Consider the following 21,290-nt stretch of genomic DNA (forward strand, 5'->3'; position numbering starts at 1 on the left):
ATTTGATGCGTGTATTATTCGTTATAGATCTACTGCAGCGGGCACGCGTACCGCAACACCTGCCGCTGACCCGTCGGACTGGTACCACCGTCGTACACGTACCGCTCGTACTCGGTGATCGTCACGTGCTCGGCGTCGGCGTCGTACCGGGCGCTCGCCCGCCGGCAGGCGTATTCGGCGAGGCGCTCGGCCGTGACGCCCGAACCGTCGATGTCGCTCATGAACTTGCGCCACCGGAAGTTTCCGTACGTCCGGGCGGCGTCGGGCGGGGCGGTCCAGTCCTCGACCGATCGGCCCAGCGCGTCGACCTCGCGCCCGGTGTCCAGCCGGGCCGTGACGCCGTACCAGCGGTAGGCGGCGGGCGGGTCGTCGAACATCGCCCACTTGTAGTCCTCCGTCTCGGCGCCGTCGACCGGCGCCAGCGGGTCCGCGGCGCCGACCGAGCCGACGCCCCACGCCAGCACCGAGACGAGCGCGAGCGCCGCGAGGGCGAGGCCGGCGCGGCGACGCCAGCGCGCGATCGCGGGCGACGTCGGGAGCGCGGGGGCGCGCCGGCGGGCGACGGTCAGCGCGTCGGCCCACCAGTCCAGCGCGAACGGGGCGAGGTGCGGTCGAACCCGGCGCTCGACGGCGTCCCACGCGCTCGCGGGGAGAAACAGGACGACGCCGGCGGTCAGCACGAGCGGGAACAGGCCGACGGTGACGGTCAGAAACATCCCCAGGTGCGCGCCGAGGAACAGCAGCACGAGCGCCGTGCGGGCGCGCCCGGTCAGCAGGATCAAGAGCGGCGACGCGACGAGCAGCGCGAGCCAGGGGACGGCGACCGCGCCGGCGAGGTCCGGAATTTCGGCGAGGTAGTTTCCCAGCAGGATCGTGAAGCTGTCGAGCCGGACCACGTCACGGACGGCGTCGCCGCCGAGCCAGCGGCCGCCGCGGAGCTTGAACACCGCGTTCGTCGCGTAAACCGTCACGACCTGCAGGCACAGCGCCGCCGTCGCCGCCGAGGCGACGTGCCGGTCGCGATCGGAGCGGCCGAGCGCGTCGACCGACCAGCGCTCGCCCAGCGGAACGAGCAGCGAAAGCGCCAGCAGCGTCGCGAGCAACACGTCGCCGGAGTTCAGCACGAGCGGGTTGCGCAGCTGCACGGAGACGAGCAGCGCCAGCGATCCGGCCGCTGCGAGCCGGGACCGGACGCCGAGCAACAGCGCGATCGCGAGCACGGCCGCGAGGACGAACAGGCACGCCTGAAACCACGCCGCACCGGAGACCGCGTGGAGCGACAGCGACTCGGCGAGGGGGTACTGCTCGGCGAGCGCCGCGCGGGGCAAGACGCCCCGATCGGCGTGGAACGCGACCAGATCGGTCGCCCGGAGCAGGAGATCGACCAGCAGCGTGATCGCGACGAGGGCGCGAAACGCCGCCAGCGCGCGGGCGTCGACGCCGAGGCGCCGCGCCAGCGCCGCGTGGAGCCGCGCCGCGGGTGAGGAGGCGTCGTTCGGGTGGAGGGACATCGTCGGCGCTATCGTTCCCCGGTCGCGAGTAAATAGTTTGTGAACCTGTTAGAAATAAACCGCAGTGCCGCGCAGCGACCGTGAACGGCGGGCGGGCGCCGCGGGTCAGGCCAGGCGACTGCTCACGTCCTCGATGTCGCCGCGGCAGAACGGACACCGATAGCTCGTGTCGAAGCCGCTGCGCTGGGTGACGGTACGGGCTTCGAGTTCGTGCATCGCGATGCTTCGATCGCAGTCCGGGCAACTGACCTTGGGCATGCTACGATAACTGCGACGGATATTCATAAATAATTCTCAAGTTTGTAGACGGGATAGAAGATCAAATTACGGCATCGAGCGCATCTCCGGGACGCACCTCGCTAGCGGAACTACCCCTCGAACCCGTCCTCGAACCTGAACGTCCCGTCGCGCTGCACCACTTCGCCGTCGACCTCGATCCGCGAGTCCTCGCTCATGTCGACGATCATGTCGACGTGGACGGCGCTCTCGTTCTGTTCGTTGCCCTCGCCGACGGTGTCCTCGTAGGCCCGACCGACCGCCATGTGGACGGTGTCGCCCATCTTCTCGTCGAACAGCATGTTGTAGGTGAACCGGTCGATGTCGCGGTTCATCCCGATGCCGAGCTCGCCGAGGCGGCGGGCACCGTCGTCGGTGTTGAGAATCTCCGTGAGGACGTCCTCGTTCTTGCTCGCGGCGTGGTCGACAACCTCGCCGTCCTCGAACACGAGGCGGGCGTCGAGCACCTCGCGACCCTGCTGGTAGACGGGCTTGTCGAACAGCACCTCGCCCTCGACGCTGTCGGGCTGCGGTGCGGTAAAGACCTCGCCGCCGGGGACGTTATGCTTGCAGGTGTCGTTGATCGTCGGGTTGTCGGCGACGCGCATCGTGACGTCGGTCGAGTCGCCCGAGACGATCCGGACCTCCTCGGCGCCCTCGAGGATCTCGACCATCTGGGCCTGGAACGCCTCCTGGGCGTCCCAGTCCTTGTTGACGGCGTCCCAGACGAAGTTCTCGTAGCCCTCGGTGCTCATCTCGGCGAGCTGGGCGTTGGCCGGCGCGGGGTACTGCGTGAGCGTCCAGTTGTCGGTGAGCCGCTCGTCGAGGATGGGCCGCCGGGTCTGCTGATAGGCCGAGTTCTGCTCGGGGTCGATGTCGCTGGTCTCGGTGACGTTCTCGTCCGCCCGGACGTGGATGTGGGCGTCGGCCGCCTCGACGAGCGCCATCTCGTGGTCCGGAAGCTCGAACTCGCCGTCGTGGGCTCGCATGTAGGCGCGGTGGGCGCGGGCGGTGCCGCCCAGCGACACGGGGTTGGCGCCGACGTCGCCCAGGACCTCGTAGATCGCGACCAGCAGGTCCTCGGCGACGTCCGGTACTCTGACGATCACGTCGTCGCCCTCTTCCAGTTCGAGCGCATCGTGGACGAGCAGCGACGCGTGCTCGCGGATTCGCGGGTCCATACCACCTTCTGAATCCGGGTCGTGCAAAACCGTTTGGTTTGGCGACGGTTGCGGAAGCGGCGCGCTCGCGGCACTCACCGACGACGGGTCGAGCGTCGGCATCGCGCCGGGTTCTATGTGCCCGTAGCTCCAGACGTGCAGTGTGCAGATCCACGGCCACGAAGTCCGGGGCGCGGTCGACGCCGAGACGCGCTGCGCCCACTACGCGAGCGAGCGCGACGTCGTCGCGATCAAGTTCGCCTGCTGCGGGACGTACTACCCCTGCTTTCGGTGCCACGAGGCCGTCACCGAGCACGACGCCGAGCGGTGGCCGGCCGACCGCCGGGACGAGCCGGCGGTGCTCTGTGGCGCCTGCGGCGCCGAACTCGCGGTCGAGGAGTACGTGGGCGCCGAAGGATGCCCGGCCTGCGACGCGGCGTTCAACCCCGGCTGCGCGGACCACTACCACCTGTACTTCGAAGAGTTCGGAAACGCCGGTGAGGAGAGCGCCGACGCCCCGTAGCTATTGACCGCCGCGCAGACCGCCTCGACGGCCGGGACCGTTTTTCCGCACGGACGCCAACGCGGGAGTATGATCGACCTCCGGAGCGACACCGTGACGACGCCGAGCGACGAGATGCGACGGGCGGCCCGCGACGCCGAGGTTGGCGACGACGTGTACGGCGAGGACCCCTCGGTGAACGAGCTAGAACGTCGGGCCGCCGAGATCGTCGGGACCGAGGCCGCGCTGTACGTCCCGACGGGGACGATGGGCAACCAGATCGTGGCGCGGGTCCACGCCGAGCGGGGCCAGGAGGTGCTCGTCGAGCGCGAGAGCCACATCTACAAGTGGGAACTGGGCGGCCTGTCCCAGCACGCCCAGCTACAGGTCCGGACGCTGGACGGCGGCGACCGCGGCGTCCCGACGCCGGCGCAGATCCGGGCGGAGCACGTCGAGGAGGACCTCCACAGACCCGGCACCGGGCTGCTGACGCTGGAGAACACCCACAACGCCAAGGGTGGCGTCGCCATCGCGCCCGAGCGGATCGACGCCGCCGCGGAGGCTGCCCGCGACCTCGACGTGCCGGTCCACCTCGACGGGGCGCGCCTGTTCAACGCCGCCACCCACCACGACGTGCCGGCCGAGCGGTTCGTGGAGTCGGTCGACTCGGTGATGTTCTGCCTCTCGAAGGGGCTCGGCGCGCCCGTGGGATCGATGCTGGCCGGCGACGAGAAATTCATCGAGCGCGCCCGGCGCACCCGGAAACTGCTGGGCGGCGGGATGCGCCAGGCCGGGCTGATCGCGGCGCCGGGAGTCGCGGCGCTGGCGAACCGCGATCGGCTCTCGGCGGATCACGAGAACGCCCGAGAGCTCGCCGCCGGGCTCGACGCCGTTCCGGGGCTCGCGGCGTCGGAACCGGAGACGAACATCGTGCTGGTCGACACGAGCGGCGCCGGACTGTCCGCGGAGGAGTTCCTCGACGCCGCGGAGCGTCGCGACGTGCTCGGCACCGCGTTCGGAGAACACACCGTCCGCTTCTGCACGCATCTGGACGTTGCGCGGGAGGACGTCGAAGCGGCCGTGCGGAGAATTCGGGACGAACTCCGCTAGCGGCGCGACTCGTCCATCCCTTCCTTGAAGGAGAGCAGCGTCCGGCGCACTAGCAGGAACAGGAAGAAAAACAGCCCGACGAAGACCGCGACGAGGCCGAGGAAGAACGGATCGAGGTTCATGTCTCGACGTTCAGTCGGCCGGAACAAAGGCGTTTCGACGGGTGTCGACGGTCGGTCCGGTGGGAGATTGCGGTCGCGGGCTCGCGCTCAGCCCGGAAAGTTCATGCAGGACGATTGAGATATGTAGCGCATGGCCGACCTCCTGCCCTCCTCCCCCGACACCTCGGCCGCGGACGGCGGCGACCCGCGGGTGGTCGGGTTAGACAGCGACGACGCCGACGACGTGCTGGCTGCCCTGTCCTCGGGCACCGCGCGCGAACTGCTCAGCGCGCTCCACGACGACCCCGGGACGCCCTCGGAGCTGGCCGACCGCGTCGACACCTCGCTCCAGAACACCCAGTACCATCTCGAGAACCTGGCCGACGCCGACGTGATCCGCGTCGCCGACACGATCTACTCCGAGAAGGGCCGCGAGATGAAGGTGTACGCCCCGACCGACCAGCCCCTCGTGGTGTTCGCCGGCGACGACGAGAAGGAGACCGGACTCCGCGCCGCGCTCTCGCGGCTGCTCGGCGGCATCGGCGCCGTCGCCGGCGCGAGCCTGCTCGTCCAGTATCTCGCCCCCGAAACGGCGACGAGCGGCGGCGCGACCGACGGCGGAACCGGCGACAGCGGGTCCGGTGACGAACCCGCCGGTGGGGGATCGGACGACGGCGGCGGAGTCACCACGTCCGACGCCGACGAGAGCGGTGACGGCACGGATTCGGGTGACGACACCACTTCGGACGGAGACAGCGCCGACGGCGGCGGGTCCGATGGTGGCGGCAGCGCCGACGGAAGCGGCGCCGACGGCGGAACAGCGAGCGGCGGCGAAGACGGCGGCGCCGGCGGCGTCGACGTCCCCTTCCTCGACGACGTGCCGCTGCTCGGTGATCTCTTCGGGGCCGGGCTGCCGCCGGGCGCGCTGTTTTTCGCCGGCGGCGCGACGGTGATGATCGCGTGGTTCGTGCTCTGGTACGCTCGGGCCTACCGAGCGTGAGCGATCTTCGAGCCGGGATCTCCCGGCCGAGCGACGGCGTCGCTCGGCGACCATCCCCTCGCCGTCACGTGACTAAAATCGCTGTTTGACTCTACGGTGGCTATTTTCCCTTCCCCTACAAAGTCGTAGACGCGTCCAGTCGAGGACGCCGTGGCTGTCCGACGGCCCTCCGAACGGAACCGCCCGATCGGCCCCGCGACCCGAATCCCACTGTCCGAAGCCCTCCGCCGTCGCGCCGGTCCCTGACGCCGGCGCGGTTCCGACCCTCCACGGGCGGCCGGAAATCCTGGCGCCGGCCGTCCGCGTCGGCCGTCACTGCCGAACCCATTCCCCCACTCTCAGATAGAGAACTCCTCGAACACCGTTCCGTCCGGCTGTACCAGTTTCCCGTCGAGCCCGTCGTCCGCGGGGACCAGTTCGGCGTGCCCCGGCCGGTTCCCGCGCGGCTGGGCGTGACTACCGGGGTTGAGCAGCGTCACCTCGTCGGTCTCGACCACGCCGGGGTCGTGGGAGTGGCCCGAGATCACCAGGTCGGCGCCCTTCTGGCGGCCGAACAGCGAGAGCGCGGTCGGCCCGCCGTCCCGGCGGTGCGTGACGGCGATGCGGACGCCCTCGTACTCGACGGTGCGGGCCGTCGGAAGCCGCTCGCGGACGGTTGCGCTGTCGGCGTTGCCGTGGACCGGGTAGAGGGTGTCGGCGACGTCGTGGAACGCGTCGAGCGCGCTCGTCGACGTGAAATCGCCCGCGTGGATCACCGCGTCTGCCTCGCGGACGGCCTCGATCGTTCGTCCTTCGAGCGCGTGGCCCTCGCTGCTGTGGGTGTCGGAACAGACCGTGAGCATGGCAGTGGCGAGGGGCGCCGTCCCGACCTGTCTTTCGACTCGGCGCGCAGCGGAATCGGATCGCGACCTGCCGAGCGAGACGCCGTCGCGTGCTCGCGAAGGGGAAGGCCCATGGTGGATGCTCGCAAACGCCCAGCTATGGCTGCGGACAGCGACGCGGGCGGCGGCGCGCCCTCGGCCGACGAGGCGACGGTGCTGGCGGCGTTCGAGGACGCGGCGCCGCTCTCCGTCCAGGAAGTCGCCGCGGCGGCCGGGCTCGACGCCGAGGCGGCCGCGGCGGCGCTCGACGCGCTCGTCGAGCGAGGAGCGCTCCGGCGGAAGACGGTGTCCGGCGTCGACGCCGAGGCTCGGGATCGACCCAGAGACGACGCGCGCGAGGAGCTCGACGTCGACCTCTGGTACCTTCCCCCGGAACGGCTGGCCGACGGCGACGTCGTCGTCACGATCGACGACGACCGGGCGATCGAGGACGCCCTCGACGAGCTGGAGTTCCCGGGCGCCAGCGAGCTGATGCGCGACTGGCGTCGCGACGCCGTCCGGACGGCGTTCGAGTATCTCCGAGAGCGCGGCCCGGCGGACCGCGAGGCGCTGGCCGAGGACGTGTATCCCGCCCACTCGGCGGGCTACGCGGACGCCGAAGTGTGGCTCGACTGCGTCGCGCCGCGACTGGCAGAACTGCCGGGCGTCGAGCGGGCGGACGGGGCGTTCCGGATCGACTGAGCGAAGCGAGTTCGTCCGGGTCAGAACTCCTGGGCGCCGATCCACCGGTCCGGACTCGTCTCGCACTCGAACTCGCGGTGGTAGTGGTCGCAGGCGGCGTGGATGGTCTGCCCGCACCGGCACCGCTCTGCCTCCCCCAGTCGGATCCGCTCCCCGCAGGCGCTGCAGTGCTGCATCGTGTAGAAATCGTAACTAGTTCGTCGTAAACGTGTGCATCGGACCGCTCGCGGACAGGTCCGGCGGGCGACGCGACAGCCGTCCGAGGCCAGTCGCTCGGATTCGCCTGCGATTCAGCGGGGCGAGACGCGCGACGCTCCGAGGCCGCCGTTCCGCGGTTGCGGAACTGTTTTACTTGCTGCGCGACCACCAGAGCATAATGAGCGAACTCGAGGAGGAGTACCGCCTCGACTATTTCGAGGACAACGACTTCGTCCGAAAGCAGTGTTCGGAGTGTGGCGATCACTTCTGGACGCGCGACCACGACCGGGTGACCTGCGGCGAGCCGCCCTGCGCGGAGTACTCGTTCATCGACGACCCCGGCTTCGACGAGGAGTACAGCTTAGAGGAGATGCGCGAGGCGTTCCTCTCGTTTTTCGAGGAGAACGGCCACGAGCGCATCGACCCGTACCCCGTCGCGGCGAACCGCTGGCGCGACGACGTCCTTCTGACCCAGGCGTCGATCTACGACTTCCAGCCGCTGGTGACCTCCGGCGAGACGCCGCCGCCCGCCAACCCGCTGACGATCAGCCAGCCCTGCATCCGGATGCAGGACATCGACAACGTAGGCAAGACCGGCCGGCACACGATGGCGTTCGAGATGATGGCCCACCACGCCTTCAACGCCCGCGAGGAGATCGAAGACCCCGAGCAGTACGCCTACGAGGGCGAAGTGTACTGGAAGGATCAGACGGTCCAGTACTGCGACGAGCTGTTCGAGTCGCTGGGCGCCGATCTGGAGGAGATCACCTACATCGAGGACCCGTGGGTCGGCGGCGGTAACGCCGGTCCCGCCATCGAGGTCATCTACAAGGGCGCCGAGCTCGCCACGCTCGTCTTCATGTCGATGGAGCAAGATCCGGAGGGCGAGTACGAGATGAAAGACGGGAACCGCTACTCGCCGATGGACACCTACATCGTCGACACCGGCTACGGGCTCGAACGGTGGACCTGGATGAGCCAGGGCACGCCGACGGTGTACGAGGCGATCTACCCCGAGACGATCGCGTTCCTCAAGGACAACGCCGGCATCGAGCTCAGCGAGGGCGAGCAGGCGGTCGTCCACCACGCCTCGAAGCTCGCGGGCAAGATGGACATCGACGAGGCTGAGGACATCGAGGCCGCCCGCGGCGAGATCGCCGATCAGGTCGGCGTCACGACCGAGGAACTGGAGGCGCTGGTCGAGCCGCTCGAAGACATCTACGCGATCGCCGACCACTGCCGGACGCTGGCGTACATGCTCGGCGACGGCATCGTCCCCTCGAACGTCGGGACGGGCTACCTGGCGCGGATGGTGCTCCGGCGCACCAAGCGGCTGGTCGACAACGTCGGCGTCGACGCGCCGCTCGACGAGCTCGTCGACATGCAGGCCGAACGGCTCGACTACGAGAACCGCGACACGATCCGCGACGTGGTCCGCACCGAGGTCGAGAAGTACCGCGAGACGCTCGACCGGGGCTCCCGGCGCGTCGAGCAGCTCGCCGAGGAGTACAGCGCGAAGGGCGAGCCGATCCCGACCGACGAGCTGATCGAGCTGTACGACTCCCACGGGATCCAGCCCGACATGGTCGAGGAGATCGCGAGCGACCGGGGCGCCGCGGTCGACGTGCCCGACGACTTCTACAGCCTCGTCGCCCAGCGCCACGACCAGGAGTCGGGCGCCGGGGGCGCCGACGAGATCGACGACCGGTTCGAGGATCTGCCCGAGACTGACAAGCTCTACTACGACGACCAGCAGGGCACCGAGTTCGAGGCGGTCGTGCTCGACGTGTTCGAGCGCGAGGACGGGTACGACGTCGTGCTCGACCAGACGATGTTCTACCCCGAGGGCGGGGGCCAGCCCGCCGATCACGGAACGCTGTCGAGCGACGACGCCACCGTCGAGGTCAGCGACGTCCAGATCGAAAACGGCGTCGTCCGCCACCGCACGGACGAACCGCTGGACAAGGGCGCGATGGTGCGCGGCCAGATCGACGTCCGACGCCGCCGCCAGCTGATGCGTAACCACACCGCGACCCACGTGATCATCCACAGCGCCAAGCAGGTGCTCGGCGAGCACGTCCGGCAGGCCGGCGCCCAGAAGGGCGTCGACAGCTCGCGAATCGACCTCCAGCACTACCGGCGCATCACCCGAGAGGACGTCAAGGAGATCGAGCGCGTCGCCAACGAGCTCGTGATGGACAACGTCGCGGTCACCCAGGAGTGGCCTCACCGGAACGACGCCGAGGCCGAGCACGGCTTCGACCTCTACCAGGGCGGCGTCCCGCCGGGCGAGCAGATCCGGCTGATCCACGTCGCCGAGGACGTCCAGGCCTGCGGCGGCACCCACGTCGAGCGCACCGGCGACATCGGGTCGATCAAGGTCCGGACGACCGAGCGCGTCCAGGACGGCGTCGAGCGCATCGTGTTCTCGGCCGGCGAGGCCGCCATCGAAGGCACCCAGCGGACCGAGGATGCGCTCTACGAGGCCGCCGAGGCGCTCGACGTGAACCCCCAGGAGGTGCCCGACACCGCCGAGCGCTTCTTCGAGGAGTGGAAGGCGCGAGGCAAGCAGATCGAGGAACTGCAGGAAGAGCTCGCGGAAGTGCGCGCGGGCGGCGCGGGCGACGCCGAGGAGATCGACCTCGACGGCGCGACCGCAGTGGTCCAGCGCCTCGACGGCGAGATGGACGAGCTCCGGGCGACGGCCAACGCCATCGTCGAGGAGGGCTCGGTCGCGGTGATCGGCAGCGGCGCCGACAGCGCGCAGTTCGTCGTCGGGGTCCCCGACGGCGTCGGCGTCAACGCCGGGCAGGTCGTCAGTGAACTCGCCGATCGCGTCGGCGGCGGCGGCGGCGGCCCGCCGGACTTCGCGCAGGGCGGCGGTCCCGACGTCGACGCGCTGGACGAGGCGCTGGAGGAGGCGCCCGACGTGCTCCGGCAGGTCCAGAACGCCTGAGAATACTCGGTCCTTCTTCGGGTTTTCTCGCTGATAGCAGTAGCTACTGATACGAGGGGAACTATCTCGAAAGCCCTCGGCCCGCTCTTAGCATCGGTGACGGCAGGGATTACTTTGACCACCTCGAAAGCCCTCGGCCCGCTCCGGTCGCGCGCCCCGCCTGCGCTCCTCGCTCCCTTCGGTCACTCCGGTGCTTGACGGGACGTGCTTCCCGGACCGTGCCTCGTCCTTTCAGTCCACCGGAAGACTCGCTCCGCTCGTCTTCCGAGCCCTGCCTCGCTTCGCTCGGCAGGACACCAGGCCCCGCAACCGCTTGCGCGGGTCGCCACAGGCGACCACGCGCAGCCCGGCCCTTCCCCGTCGGCGCGCCACGAGGGCGCGCCCGGCCGCGCAGTTGCGGTGGCGCGCGCTGTCGAGCCTTCATGGCGAGACAGCAGCGCGCGAGGGATGAGTGAGGGAGCGTAGCGACCGAACGAATCGGCTGGGGAGGACGAGGTTGTGGTTGGGTGGGACTGAGCGAACCCGAAGGGTTCGCGAGGGTCGAAAGACGCCGTCAGGCGTCTTTCGGGAATGAAAGGGGCCGCCGCACTCGACCGGGTGAGACGAAGCAAGGACCGCAGCCGAAGGCGAGGACCGCAGCGAGTCGCAACCGGTCGAGCGCGGCGGGGGGTTTCGGGAAGTTAGAGGCTGTAGCTGCTGTTCCAGAGAGCACGACGGGGGCTTTCGGGGTGTTGTCGTCCAATGGGATTCCGGAGAGCGTTGCAGAGGCTTTCAGGACGCCGTTGCCAATCGCTCGTGCGCCGGAGAACCCACGCCGAACACTTACGACCGAAAAAACCCGCTCTCTACGCGTACGTCTCTTCGAGGTACTCGACGATGTCGTCGCTCTCGGGCATCCCCTCGACGCCGTGCTCCGGGTCGACGAGCACCGGGACGCCGGTCTGGCCGCTCACTTCCTCGACCTCGGTACGCTCGGAGTGGCTCCGGGGCACCATGTGGGACTCGTAGTCCAGGTCGAGCTCGTCGAGCTTGTTCACGACTTTCGCGCAGTACGGGCAGCCTTCCAGTTCGTACAGTTCGAGGTTCGTCATCGACGACACGTAGGCCGTCCGGATAAAAAAGGGCCGCGACGATGTGTGCCCCAAACGCACCAGCGCGCGCCGGCGATCAGGCGGCGCCGGTGAGAACGCCGCCCGTCCGGACGAAGAAGTAGACGATGAACGCCCCGGCGAGCGCCCACTGTCCGAGCGACACGTCCCGCGCCTCGCCCGTCGCGGCCTTGACGACGGGGTAGCTGATGATCCCCGCGGCGATGCCGTAGGCGATCGAGAACGTCAGGGGCATGATGATGATCGTCATTCCGGCGGGGATCGAGTGGGTGACGTCGTTCCACCGGATGTCGGTGACGTTGCCGAGCATGATGATCGCGACGACCACGAGCGCGATGTTAGAGGCGTACGACGGGATCGCGGCGGCGAGGGGAACGACCGCGAGCGAGAGCAGGAACAGCAGCCCGACGACCAGCGCGGTCATGCCGGTGCGACCGCCCTCCTCGACGCCGGTCGCCGATTCGATGTACGTCGTCACCGTCGAGGTGCCGAGGATGCCGCCGACGGTCGTGCCGACGGCGTCGGCCATCAGCGGCTTGTCGATGTCGGGGAGATTTCCGTTCTCGTCGAGGAAGTCGCCCGCCTGCCCGACGCCGACGAGCGTGCCGGCGGTGTCGAAGAAGTCGACGAAGAAGAACGTGAACACGATCAGCGCGAAGGCGAACGCGTCGACGTTCTGGAACCCCTCGACGAACGCGCCGGCGAGGGGCGCGATGTTGTACTGGGCGTTCGGGAGACTCTGGGGCGCGAGCACGCCCTCGGCGGTCACGCCGCCGAGCGTCAGCCCCCAGCCCGCGAGAGCGGTCAGGATGATGCCGAGGATGATCGAGCCGCGGATGCCGTTGGCGTACAGCGCCAGCGTGGCGAACAGCCCGACGACCGAGAGGATGGCGACGGGATTGGACGCGAGATTGCCGAGCGCGAGGATGGTGCCCGCCTGATCGGCGCCGACGACGATCTGCATCGCCTCGAGCCCGATCAGGGCGAGAAACAGCCCGATCCCGGTTCCCACCGCGAACTTGACCGGTTCGGGGAACAGTTTGATGATGTACTCGCGAGCCCCGATGGCGGTCAGGAAGATGAACAGCACGCCCTCGGTGACGACGGCCGCGAGCGCCGTCTCCCAGGGGATGCCCATCGCGCCGACGACCGTGAACGCGAAGAAGGCGTTGAGCCCGAGCCCGGGCGCCTGTCCGAACGGGCGATTGGCGTACAGGGCCATCACGAAGATCGCGGCCGCCGACGCGAGTATCGTCACCACCGCGAGCATCTGGATGACCTCGGCCTCGGTGTAGCCCTCGATCGCGATGCCGGGCGAGGTCACTTCGCCCTCGGCGTTGGTCTGCTGGGCCATGACCCGGGGGTTGACCACGATGATGTACGACATCGTGAGGAACGTCGTGATCCCCGCCAGGATCTCGGTCCCGAGATCCGTGTCGTGCTCCTCGAACCCGAAGAAGTCGGCGAGCGTATCGGCGAGTGCCATTTGGACGATTATGCAAAGGGCACAGACCCAACTTAAATATTTTCTTGTGTCTGAAAGCGTTGCGAGCACAAACTTGCATATCAGCGCCCCCGGCGCCGGCCGGTAGTTCGGCAGCGACGAACGAAACCGGTGGGAGCGCAAAACGGGACCGCATCCCGAGACCGGGAGTAAGGAATCGTTACCGACCGCCCCGTGGTTTAAGTAGCATCTGGCCGGAGAGTACGGTAGATGGAGGTCCGGGAGCTACCCCTCGAAGACCGATTCGTCGAGCACTTCGAGGAGAAGGGAATCGAGTCGCTGTACCCGCCGCAGGTCGCCGCCGTCGAGGCCGGCGTCGCCGACGACCAGCGAGTCGTGGCGGCGCTGCCGACCGCCAGCGGGAAGACCCTGGTCGCCCAGCTGGCGATGCTGACCGCCGACGGGCCGGCGCTGTACGTCGTCCCGCTGCGCGCGCTGGCGACCGAGAAGTACGAGACGTTCAGCGAGCTCCCCGGCGTGAGCGTCGGCGTCGCGACGGGCGACTACGACGGCGACGACGACGGATTCGAAGACGACGACATCGTCGTCGCCACGTGCGAGAAGGTCGACTCGGCGATCCGCAACGGCGCCGAGTGGGTCGAGCGGCTCGCCTGCGTCGTCGTCGACGAGGTCCACCTGCTCGACGCCCGCGGGCGCGGGCCGACGCTGGAAGTCACGTTAGCGAAGCTCCAGCGGCTTCGCCCCGACCAGCAGATCGTCGCGCTCTCCGCGACTGTGGGCAACGCCGACGAGATCGCCGACTGGCTCGACGCCGAACTCGTCCAGTCGACGTGGCGTCCGGTCGATCTGAAAACGGGCGTGTACGACGACGGCGCGATCGCGTTCGAGGACGGCGAGAATCGCAGGATCGACGCCGACGATCGGCCGCCGACCACCGCGCTCGTGGCCGACGCGCTCGACGAGGGCGGCCAGTCGCTCGTGTTCGTCAACTCCCGGCGCGAGGCCCAGCAGCTCGCCGCGGAGCTGGCCGACGAGGGCTTCGCCGCGGCGCCCGAAATCGCCGAGGAAATCGGCCCCGACGCCACCACGAGCACGGGAGAAGCACTCGCGAGCGCCGCGAAGGGTGGCGTCGCCTTCCACCACGCGGGCCTGCGCGCCGAGCACCGCTCGATCGTCGAGAACGCGTTCCGCGAGCGCGAACTGCGCGTGCTCTGCGCGACGCCGACGCTCGCCGCCGGCGTCAACGTCCCCGCGCGCCGAGTGATCGTCCGGGACACCGAGCGGTTCACCGGCGAGGGGTACGATCCGCTCCCCGTGCTGGAGGTCCACCAGATGTTCGGGCGCGCGGGCCGCCCGGGGCTCGATCCCTACGGAGAGGCCGTGCTGGTCGCCACGGGCGAAAACGCTGATTCGCTTCGCGAGCGCTACGTCGGCGCCGAACCCGAGCCCGTCGAGTCGAAGCTGGCGGCCCGCGAGCCGCTGCGCACGCACGTCCTCGCGACGGTCGCCGGCGGCTTCGCGGACTCCCGCGAAGGGCTGCGCGACGTGCTCGCCTCGACGTTTTTCGCCCACCAGCGCGACGAGTCCGAACTCCGGGACCTGACCGACGAGGTGCTGGCCTACCTCGACGCCACCGGGATGCTCCGCCGCGACGGCGGCCTCGCGGCGACCGATCTCGGCCGGCTGGTCTCGCGGGTGTACGTCGATCCGCTGACCGGCGCCGAGGTCGTCGAGGCCGTCGAAACCGCCGCGGCGATGGAGCGGGTGACGGCGCTGACGATCCTCGAACTGGTCTGCGACACCGAGGACATGACGACCCAGCACGTCCGCAACGACGAGGCCGGCCGGCTCAGCGAGTTCGCCATGCGCCGCGAGGACCAGTTCACCAAGTCCGTCAGCGAGTTCGAGGGGAACTTCCAGTCCTGGCTCGGCACCCTGAAGACCGCTCGCTTGCTCGCCGACTGGGCCGACGGCGCCGACGCGGAGACGATCGACGAGCGCTACGGCGTCGCGCCGGGCGATGTCCGCCGGCTGGCCGAGAGCGCGGCGTGGTTGCTTTCCGCGACCGAGGTGATCGCCGAACACCTCGCCGACGGTGCCGTCGGTCGGGACGCCGATGCCGAGTCGGACGCGGCTGCCGACGGCGGAGAAACTGCGGACGCCGACTACGAGTCCGTGGTCGACCGGATCCGCGAGACGCGCGAGGCGCTCGTCGAGCGCGAGGACTGAGCGATCGCGGTGGGATCGGAGCGTACGAAGCCGGCGCTCGGCGCGCGATCTTCCGAAGAATGAAATCGTCGTTCAGCGCCGCCGTCAGGCGACAGTGAAGGAGATATTAGTTGCGGACGACGTTCGTCGCGCGGGGACCCTTGGGGGCCTGTTCGATGTCGAACTCGATCTCGGTGCCTTCTTCGAGGTCCGGGCCGCCGACGTCTTCCATGTGGAAGAATACGTCATCGTCCGCGTCGTCCGTCGAAATGAAACCGTAGCCGCCTGTGTCGTTGAAGAAATCAACGTTTCCTTTCGCCATTGCAAACAATCGTAGGGGCACTGCGGGGATAACCCTTCCGAGGGTCGCGGTATCACGAGGGTCGGCGGGCGGAACGCTCCGTCGCGGCGGACGCCGCCGCCGCGGACGCCGTCACCGTCGCCGACACCGCGGACGCCGCGGCGTCACTCCCGATCCAGATACTCCTGCTGAACTTCGACAACCTCGCTCGAATCCTCGCACTCCGCGTACCGGCGCAGGGGCTCCTCGTTCATCTCTAAGAACGTCTCGCCCCACCGGAACTTCGCCAGGATCTCCTCGGCGCGCTCGCGCTCGCCCAGAATCGTCAGTCCGGCGGCCAGCGCCTCGACGGTCGTCAGCTGGAACGGTTTCCCGTAGTTGATCGGGTTCGCCGCGACCAGAAACGGCAGCGCCCGGTGCTCGCCGTGGATCGAGAACATCGCCTCGCCGGCGGTCTCCCACGAGCAGTCCAGCGCGACGAGCCGGTCGCTTTCCTCGCGGTCGGCCGGCGAGAGCGCCCGCTCGGCGTGGGGATTGAGGACGATCCCGTACGGCGTCGCCCGGTCGCTGCGGTGCAGTTCGGCGAGGTCGAACCGCGCGAGCTTCCGGGCGGTGCACTTGTCGGGATCGTCGTCGCCCTCGTACCGGACGTGCAGGTTCACTGGCCGAGCGTTGGCGTCGGGCGAGCAAAAGCGATGCGGAGCGGACGTCCGGCGGCGCCGTCGCTGCGCGGGGATCCTCAGGACTCCGCGGATTCGATCGCCGACCGGATCGCGTCGAACTGGCTCTCGCCCGAGTCCAGATCCACCTGCTCGTCGTTCACGAACACCGTCGGCGTCCCCTGGACGCCGCGGTCCTGCCCCTCGCTCCGGTCGGCCTCGAGCACCGGCGCGTAGGTGTCGTTCTCGGCGGCCGATCGCACTGCCTCGCCGTCGGCGTCGACCTCGCCCGCCAGGTCGGCGAGCACGTCCATCGAGTACGATCCCTGTTGCTCGAACGCCAGCGCGGCGTACTCGAAGAAGGCGTCGTCGCCGACCTCGTCCTGGACGGCGCGGGCGGCGCCGGCGACCGCCCACGACCACCGCTCGTCGACGGGAATCGGGAAGTCGTGGTGTTCGTAGCGGACGCGCTCGGTGTCGACGAACTCCGAGACGACGTCGGGGTAGACGTTCAGGTGGAAGTCCCGACAGTGGGGACACGAGAAGTCCTCGTAGACTGCGACGGTGACGGCCGACTCGGGGTCGCCCTGCACAGGCGTCGGGAGCGATTCGACGGCCTCGCCGTCGGGGTCGGGGGAGTCGCCGAGTCCGAGACAGCCGGCGAACGAAGCAGTAGCTAGCCCGCCGGCAAGCGAAAGGGCCCGGCGACGGGTGAGTCGAGGTGCCATGGCCGGCGGTACGGACCGAACGAGTATCAACCGTCCGGCTTGCGATCGCCGTGAGGGGCGAGCGTGCTGACTAGCCACGCGCGGCCGCGACCGGCGCTGACGGGTCGCCGTCCTGATGCGGAACCACTTTGAGGACGGCAGCCACACCTCCGCACATGGAGGTTTTCGGGTCGAGCGGAACGCGGGGGACGGTCAACGAGTCGTTCACCCCCGAGTTCGTCGTACGGGTGGCCCAGGCGGCCGGGACGGTCTGGGACGCCGAGCGCGCCGCGGTCGCGCGGGACACGCGCGTGACCGGCGGGATGCTCGCCGACGCGGCCGCGAGCGGGCTCGCCAGCGTCGGGACCGACGTCGACCGGCTCGGCCGGACGCCGACGCCCTCGGCCCAGGCGTACGCCGAACGCGCGCAGGTTCCCGTGGTGATGGTGACGGCCTCGCACAACCCCCCGGAGTTCAACGGCATCAAGCTGATCGGCCCGGACGGCGTCGGCCTGTCGGTCGACGCGCTCGAACTGATCGAGGAGGCGTTCCTCGAGGACGGCGTCGAGACGGTGCCGTGGGACGAGGTGGGTACGCGCCGGCGCGTCGAGAACGTCAACGACGACTACGTCGCCGAACTGCTGTCGGCGATCGACCGCGAGCGCATCGCGGCGGCCGACCTGACGGTCGCGCTCGACCCCGGCCACGGCGCCGGGGCGCTGACCAGCCCCGAGTTCTTCCGCGCGCTGGGCTGTGAGGTCGTGACGGTCAACGCCCAGCCCGACGGCCACTTCCCGGGACGGGATCCCGAACCGGTCGCGGAGAATCTCGCTGATCTCGGGCGGCTCGTCCGGACGGCCGACGCCGACCTGGGGATCGCCCACGACGGCGACGCCGACCGCGCGATCTTCTTCGACGAGCGCGGCGAGTTCGTCGAGGGCGACGCCGCGCTCGCCGCGCTGGCGACGGCCGAGCTCGATCCCGGCGAGACGGCCGTCTCGGCGGTCAACGTCTCCCAGCGGCTGGTCGACGCCGTCGACGCGGCCGACGCGAACCTCGAACTGACGCCGATCGGCTCGACCCACATCGTCAGCCGGGTGCTGGATCTCGAGCGCCAGGGCGCCACCGTTCCGATCGCCGGCGAGGGTAACGGCGGCATCTTCTTCCCGGATTTCAGACTCGCCAGGGACGGCGCCTTCACCGCCGCCCGCTTCCTCGAACAGGTGGCGAGCCGGCGGGCCAGCGAGGCCGTCGCGCCGTTCGCGGACTACCACAACGTCCGCCGGAACGTCGACTACGCGGACCGCGACGAGCGCGACCGGATGCTCGCGGCCGCCGAAGAGTGGGCCGAACGCGAGGACGCCGAGCTGACGACGATCGACGGCTACCGGCTCGACTACGGCGACGCCTGGGCGCTGACCCGCCCGAGCGGGACCGAGCCGCTGATCCGCGTCTACGCCGAGGCGCGCGACGCCGACCGAGCCGAGGAGCTGGCTGCGGCGGTCGGCGACGCGCTCGAGGCCGGCAGAAACTGAGTCCGTTCTCGCGGCGGGTGACGACGACGCCGAGCCGCGGCGCCGCCGGTTCTGCCCCCGGACGCTACGGTTCCGGAAGCTCCTCGAGCGCCGCTTCGAGTGCCGCGCGCTCCTCGCGCAGCGCGTCGAGTTCGTCGCCGACATCGCCCGACGCGAGGCGATCCCGATCCTCGGCGTCGAGGCGATGAGTCGCGACCGCGGCGTCGCGCAGCCGCTCGTACCGCTCGGCGTCGGCCGCGAGCGCGCGAACGTCGCGGAGCTTCGCGATCGCGTCCTCGGGAGCGAACCGGTCGACGACCTTCCGGAGTTCGACGACCCGCCAGCGCAGGACACCCCGTTCCGGCGGCGGCCAGCCGACCGTGAGCGGTTCGGCGTCGAGCCGTTCGAGGTACGTCCGCTCGGTCGCGACCGACCGCTTGAGCGCGTCGGCGTCGGCCGCGTAGTGCTCGAGCTTCGAGCGAGAGTAGTCGGTGTACTCCAGCAGCGCGGGGATCGGCTCTTCGCCGTCGGGCGACTCGCGGACGTATTCGAGCAGGTCCTCCGAGGGGCGGGGCAGGTCCACGAGCGGGAACGCTCGGGTGCGCTCGACGAACTCGAGTAGCTCGCGGGCCGACGCCGTCTCGCGATACTCGCGGAACGCCTCGCGGACCGCCTCGTCGTACGCTTCGATCGGCTCGCGCAGCTCCTCGACGGGCGCGTCGAGGTCGGCGTCACCGAGCTCCAGCAGGCGTTCGAGTTCGTCGGTACGCTCGTCGATCGCGTCGAGCCGGTCGCGGGCGTCGATGCGGGCTTCGCGGTAGGTTTCGCGGGCGTCGTCGCGATCGTCCAGTAGATCGACCAGATTCTCGGCGCGCGCGAGCGCCTCGCGGGCGCGGTCGAAGTCGCTCTGGTCGAGCCGGCGCTTGTCGACCGCCTCCAGGGCGTCCTCGAACGCCTCGCGGCGGGGGAGCTCGTCGGGCAGGTCCTCGACGAGCGTGGCGAACTCGCCGCGGAACTCGACGTAGGACTTGAAATCGCCGGTGCCCGTGGCGGCGTCGACGTATCGGTCGAGCAGTCGGTGGGCCGACCGGTACGTCTCCGCGACCGTCTCGACGTCGTCCTCGCCGTGGTCCGCGACCTCGGAGCGGAGCGCTTCGAGGCGTTCGTGAGCCGTCCGGAGCCGCTCGACCGAGTCGAACCGGCGGGTCGCTGACTCGCTCATCTGCTCACTCGTACACGGCGTCGGGGTCGAACACCTGCTCGCCGACGGTCTCGCCGTCGATCGTGCGGTAGAAGCAGGACTCGTAGCCGGTGTGGCAGGCGCCGCCCTCCTGGTCGACCTGATAGACCAGCGCGTCGCCGTCGCAGTCGACGAGAATCTCCTCGACGTGCTGAACGTGCCCGCTGGTCGCGCCTTTCTCCCAGAGCTCCTCGCGGCTCCGGGAGTAGTAGTGAGCGCGGCCCGTCTCGCGGGTGCGCTCGACGGCTTCGGGCGTGACGTACGCCAGCATCAGGATCTCCCCGGAGTCGGCGTCCTGGGCGACCGCGGGGATCCGGCCCGACTCGCCGAAATCGAGGTCGACGGCGGCGGCTGCGTCGCTCATGCGAGAACCGAGGCCCGACGCCGAGGTATGCTTTTTGGTCGGCGGGGGTTCGGCCGTCACTGCCGGGCAACGTGGCGAACAGGCACCGCTTCTTCGGACAGGTAGCGTTCTGTCGGGCCGCGGAGCGCTGCGGTGCGCGACGGCGAGACGCTCCGCGCGATCGTCAGGTCACGTCGACCGTCGCCGCGGGATGGTACGTAAAGCTGTGGCGACTGGCGTTCGGCGTCGACCGATCAGACGAGCCCGAGCGCGCCCAGCAGCGAGAACAGCAGGTCGCCGTACGCCAGCGAGACGAGTAGTCCCGCGAACAGCGGGACGATAAAGGGGATGCCCGGGGAGATCCAGACGACCTCTTCCTCGGCGAGCACGTCGAGCCCGTCGCGGAGGTCCTCGGGCGTCGTCCCGTAGGCCGAGCCGTCGAGCGCGTCGAGGAAGGCGGCGGCGCCCCAGGGGTCGTCGTAGTCCGGGTCCTGACGGGGCGTTCCGCCGTCTGACGACGCCGCGCCCGCCGCGTCGCCGGCTGCCCCGCCCGACGAGTCGTCGGATGCCGCGCCCGCCGAATCGCCGGACGCCGCCTCCGCCGCGGCGTCCTCGGCGTCGCCCGCCCCGACCGCGCCGTCGGTCGGGGGGTTCGGGTCATCGGGGAGCGTGGCGGGATCGCGGTAGTAGTCCGGGCGCTCGCGCAGGTCCGCGAGCCCGAGGCCGCGCCAGCGCAGGTACATCCGGAGCGCGTCGAGATCTAGCCCGCGGCGGGTCAGGCCATCGGGCCGTTCCAGCAGCTGGCCGTGGGCGGTCAGCACCGCCGACCAGGGGCGTTCCAGCCCGACGGCCATCGCCGAGGAAAAGCGGCCGCGGACGGCGTTGTACAGCGCGAGCGCGAGCGGGTAGGCCGCGGCGACGATCACCGCGTTCGTCAGGACGCTAAAGGAAAACACGCCGATTCGGGTCTGAACCAGCGGGTACTCGGCGCCGCCGGCCAAGAAGTAGGACGGAAACGTCGGGAGCAGCACCGCCAGCACCATCAGCGCCTTGGCGTCGGCGCCGCCGAACCCGCCGATCCACCAGAACGCGTACGCCAGGGGGACGACCAGCCCGAGGCTGATCGCGACCTGCCTGACGAACAGCTGCCAGCGGTAGCCGCCCGTCGCGTGCAGCGAGGACGCCTGCCAGACGAGCGCGAGCAGGCCCAGCGCCAGCAGCGGGAGCCACGTCTTGTTCGGTACCCGACGGCTCTTGACGTCGCGCCAGGCCGCCCAGCCGAAGACGGGCACCGCGAGCAGGCGCAGGAGATCCCACTCCGGCGCCACGACGAACCCGAGGTCGATCACGTTCCCATGCGGGCGGGCG

21 protein-coding genes are annotated in these 21,290 nt (G+C 69.8%); 7 read left to right on the top strand and 14 right to left on the bottom strand.

Going from position 1 to position 21,290, the window contains the following annotated elements; genetic code table 11:
- Positions 1-29 precede the first annotated feature (29 nt).
- The 3 genes from ABDZ81_RS05445 to ABDZ81_RS05455 form a co-directional block, all read right to left on the bottom strand.
- On the bottom strand, positions 30-1,511 hold the full coding sequence (locus ABDZ81_RS05445; protein ID WP_343772874.1) for an HTTM domain-containing protein: 1,482 nt from the start codon (positions 1,509-1,511) through the stop codon (positions 30-32).
- A gap of 105 nt (positions 1,512-1,616) precedes the next feature.
- Positions 1,617-1,769 (bottom strand): hypothetical protein, encoded by a 153-nt coding sequence (locus tag ABDZ81_RS05450; RefSeq protein WP_343772875.1) that lies wholly within the window; start codon positions 1,767-1,769, stop codon positions 1,617-1,619.
- Between the two features lie 110 nt (positions 1,770-1,879).
- Positions 1,880-2,968: an aminopeptidase gene (locus ABDZ81_RS05455; protein ID WP_343772876.1), complete on the bottom strand. Its 1,089-nt coding sequence runs from the start codon at positions 2,966-2,968 to the stop codon at positions 1,880-1,882.
- A gap of 142 nt (positions 2,969-3,110) precedes the next feature.
- On the opposite strand from ABDZ81_RS05455, the gene ABDZ81_RS05460 reads away from it, so the two are divergent.
- Positions 3,111-3,470: a CHY zinc finger protein gene (locus ABDZ81_RS05460; protein WP_343772877.1), complete on the top strand. Its 360-nt coding sequence runs from the start codon at positions 3,111-3,113 to the stop codon at positions 3,468-3,470.
- Positions 3,471-3,539: 69 nt separating this feature from the next.
- Positions 3,540-4,559: a threonine aldolase family protein gene (locus tag ABDZ81_RS05465; protein WP_343772878.1), complete on the top strand. Its 1,020-nt coding sequence runs from the start codon at positions 3,540-3,542 to the stop codon at positions 4,557-4,559.
- Here ABDZ81_RS05465 and ABDZ81_RS05470 read toward each other — a convergent pair.
- A complete protein-coding gene (locus ABDZ81_RS05470; RefSeq protein ID WP_343772879.1) occupies positions 4,556-4,681 on the bottom strand; it encodes a DUF7859 family protein in 126 nt (41 codons plus the stop codon). The genes ABDZ81_RS05465 and ABDZ81_RS05470 overlap by 4 nt on opposite strands.
- Positions 4,682-4,811: 130 nt before the next feature.
- On the opposite strand from ABDZ81_RS05470, the gene ABDZ81_RS05475 reads away from it, so the two are divergent.
- Positions 4,812-5,660, top strand: coding sequence for an ArsR/SmtB family transcription factor (locus ABDZ81_RS05475; protein ID WP_343772880.1), 849 nt, complete (start codon positions 4,812-4,814; stop codon positions 5,658-5,660).
- 338 nt (positions 5,661-5,998) lie between these two features.
- Here ABDZ81_RS05475 and ABDZ81_RS05480 read toward each other — a convergent pair whose 3' ends face one another.
- Positions 5,999-6,502 carry a metallophosphoesterase gene (locus ABDZ81_RS05480; protein ID WP_343772881.1) on the bottom strand — a complete coding sequence of 168 codons (504 nt, stop codon included), beginning with the start codon at positions 6,500-6,502 and terminating at the stop codon, positions 5,999-6,001.
- 138 nt (positions 6,503-6,640) lie between these two features.
- Here ABDZ81_RS05480 and ABDZ81_RS05485 point away from each other — a divergent pair, with 138 nt between their 5' ends.
- Positions 6,641-7,222, top strand: coding sequence for a hypothetical protein (locus tag ABDZ81_RS05485; protein ID WP_343772882.1), 582 nt, complete (start codon positions 6,641-6,643; stop codon positions 7,220-7,222).
- 20 nt (positions 7,223-7,242) lie between these two features.
- Here ABDZ81_RS05485 and ABDZ81_RS05490 read toward each other — a convergent pair whose 3' ends face one another.
- Complete coding sequence (locus ABDZ81_RS05490) at positions 7,243-7,398, bottom strand: hypothetical protein (RefSeq protein WP_343772883.1); 156 nt, start codon at positions 7,396-7,398, stop codon at positions 7,243-7,245.
- Positions 7,399-7,598: 200 nt separating this feature from the next.
- On the opposite strand from ABDZ81_RS05490, the gene alaS reads away from it, so the two are divergent.
- Positions 7,599-10,376, top strand: a complete 2,778-nt coding sequence (gene alaS, locus ABDZ81_RS05495; RefSeq protein WP_343772885.1) for an alanine--tRNA ligase — start codon at positions 7,599-7,601, stop codon at positions 10,374-10,376.
- A gap of 845 nt (positions 10,377-11,221) precedes the next feature.
- Here alaS and ABDZ81_RS05500 read toward each other — a convergent pair.
- Both ABDZ81_RS05500 and ABDZ81_RS05505 read right to left on the bottom strand, forming a co-directional pair.
- A complete protein-coding gene (locus ABDZ81_RS05500; RefSeq protein WP_343772887.1) occupies positions 11,222-11,467 on the bottom strand; it encodes a glutathione S-transferase N-terminal domain-containing protein in 246 nt (81 codons plus the stop codon).
- Between the two features lie 76 nt (positions 11,468-11,543).
- The gene (locus ABDZ81_RS05505) at positions 11,544-12,971 is read right to left on the bottom strand and encodes an NCS2 family permease (protein WP_343772888.1); all 1,428 of its coding nucleotides are present in this window, start codon (positions 12,969-12,971) and stop codon (positions 11,544-11,546) included.
- A 228-nt stretch (positions 12,972-13,199) separates the two neighbouring features.
- On the opposite strand from ABDZ81_RS05505, the gene ABDZ81_RS05510 reads away from it, so the two are divergent.
- Positions 13,200-15,179 carry a DEAD/DEAH box helicase gene (locus ABDZ81_RS05510; protein WP_343772890.1) on the top strand — a complete coding sequence of 660 codons (1,980 nt, stop codon included), beginning with the start codon at positions 13,200-13,202 and terminating at the stop codon, positions 15,177-15,179.
- 106 nt (positions 15,180-15,285) lie between these two features.
- Here the strand turns inward: ABDZ81_RS05510 and ABDZ81_RS05515 are convergent, their stop codons facing one another.
- From ABDZ81_RS05515 to ABDZ81_RS05525, 3 genes are all read right to left on the bottom strand, one after another.
- Positions 15,286-15,480: a cold-shock protein gene (locus tag ABDZ81_RS05515; protein WP_097009945.1), complete on the bottom strand. Its 195-nt coding sequence runs from the start codon at positions 15,478-15,480 to the stop codon at positions 15,286-15,288.
- Positions 15,481-15,623: 143 nt separating this feature from the next.
- A complete protein-coding gene (locus ABDZ81_RS05520; RefSeq protein ID WP_343772891.1) occupies positions 15,624-16,121 on the bottom strand; it encodes a DUF367 family protein in 498 nt (165 codons plus the stop codon).
- Between the two features lie 77 nt (positions 16,122-16,198).
- Entirely contained in the window at positions 16,199-16,846 is a 648-nt protein-coding gene (locus ABDZ81_RS05525; protein WP_343772892.1) for a DsbA family protein, read from the bottom strand.
- Between the two features lie 155 nt (positions 16,847-17,001).
- Between ABDZ81_RS05525 and glmM the strand changes: the two genes are divergently transcribed.
- Positions 17,002-18,360, top strand: coding sequence for a phosphoglucosamine mutase (gene glmM, locus ABDZ81_RS05530; protein ID WP_343772893.1), 1,359 nt, complete (start codon positions 17,002-17,004; stop codon positions 18,358-18,360).
- 64 nt (positions 18,361-18,424) lie between these two features.
- On the opposite strand, the gene ABDZ81_RS05535 is transcribed toward glmM, so the two are convergent.
- The 3 genes from ABDZ81_RS05535 to ABDZ81_RS05545 all read right to left on the bottom strand — a co-directional run bounded on the left by ABDZ81_RS05535 (position 18,425) and on the right by ABDZ81_RS05545 (position 21,271).
- Positions 18,425-19,561 (bottom strand): DUF7118 family protein, encoded by a 1,137-nt coding sequence (locus ABDZ81_RS05535; RefSeq protein WP_343772894.1) that lies wholly within the window; start codon positions 19,559-19,561, stop codon positions 18,425-18,427.
- Between the two features lie 4 nt (positions 19,562-19,565).
- Positions 19,566-19,943, bottom strand: a complete 378-nt coding sequence (hisI, locus tag ABDZ81_RS05540) for a phosphoribosyl-AMP cyclohydrolase (protein WP_343772895.1) — start codon at positions 19,941-19,943, stop codon at positions 19,566-19,568.
- A 233-nt stretch (positions 19,944-20,176) separates the two neighbouring features.
- Positions 20,177-21,271 carry a prepilin peptidase gene (locus tag ABDZ81_RS05545; protein WP_343772896.1) on the bottom strand — a complete coding sequence of 365 codons (1,095 nt, stop codon included), beginning with the start codon at positions 21,269-21,271 and terminating at the stop codon, positions 20,177-20,179.
- Positions 21,272-21,290 lie beyond the last annotated feature (19 nt).

The sequence above is a fragment of the Natronoarchaeum mannanilyticum genome (assembly GCF_039522665.1).
In the GTDB taxonomy this organism is placed as follows: Archaea; Halobacteriota; Halobacteria; order Halobacteriales; family Natronoarchaeaceae; genus Natronoarchaeum; species Natronoarchaeum mannanilyticum.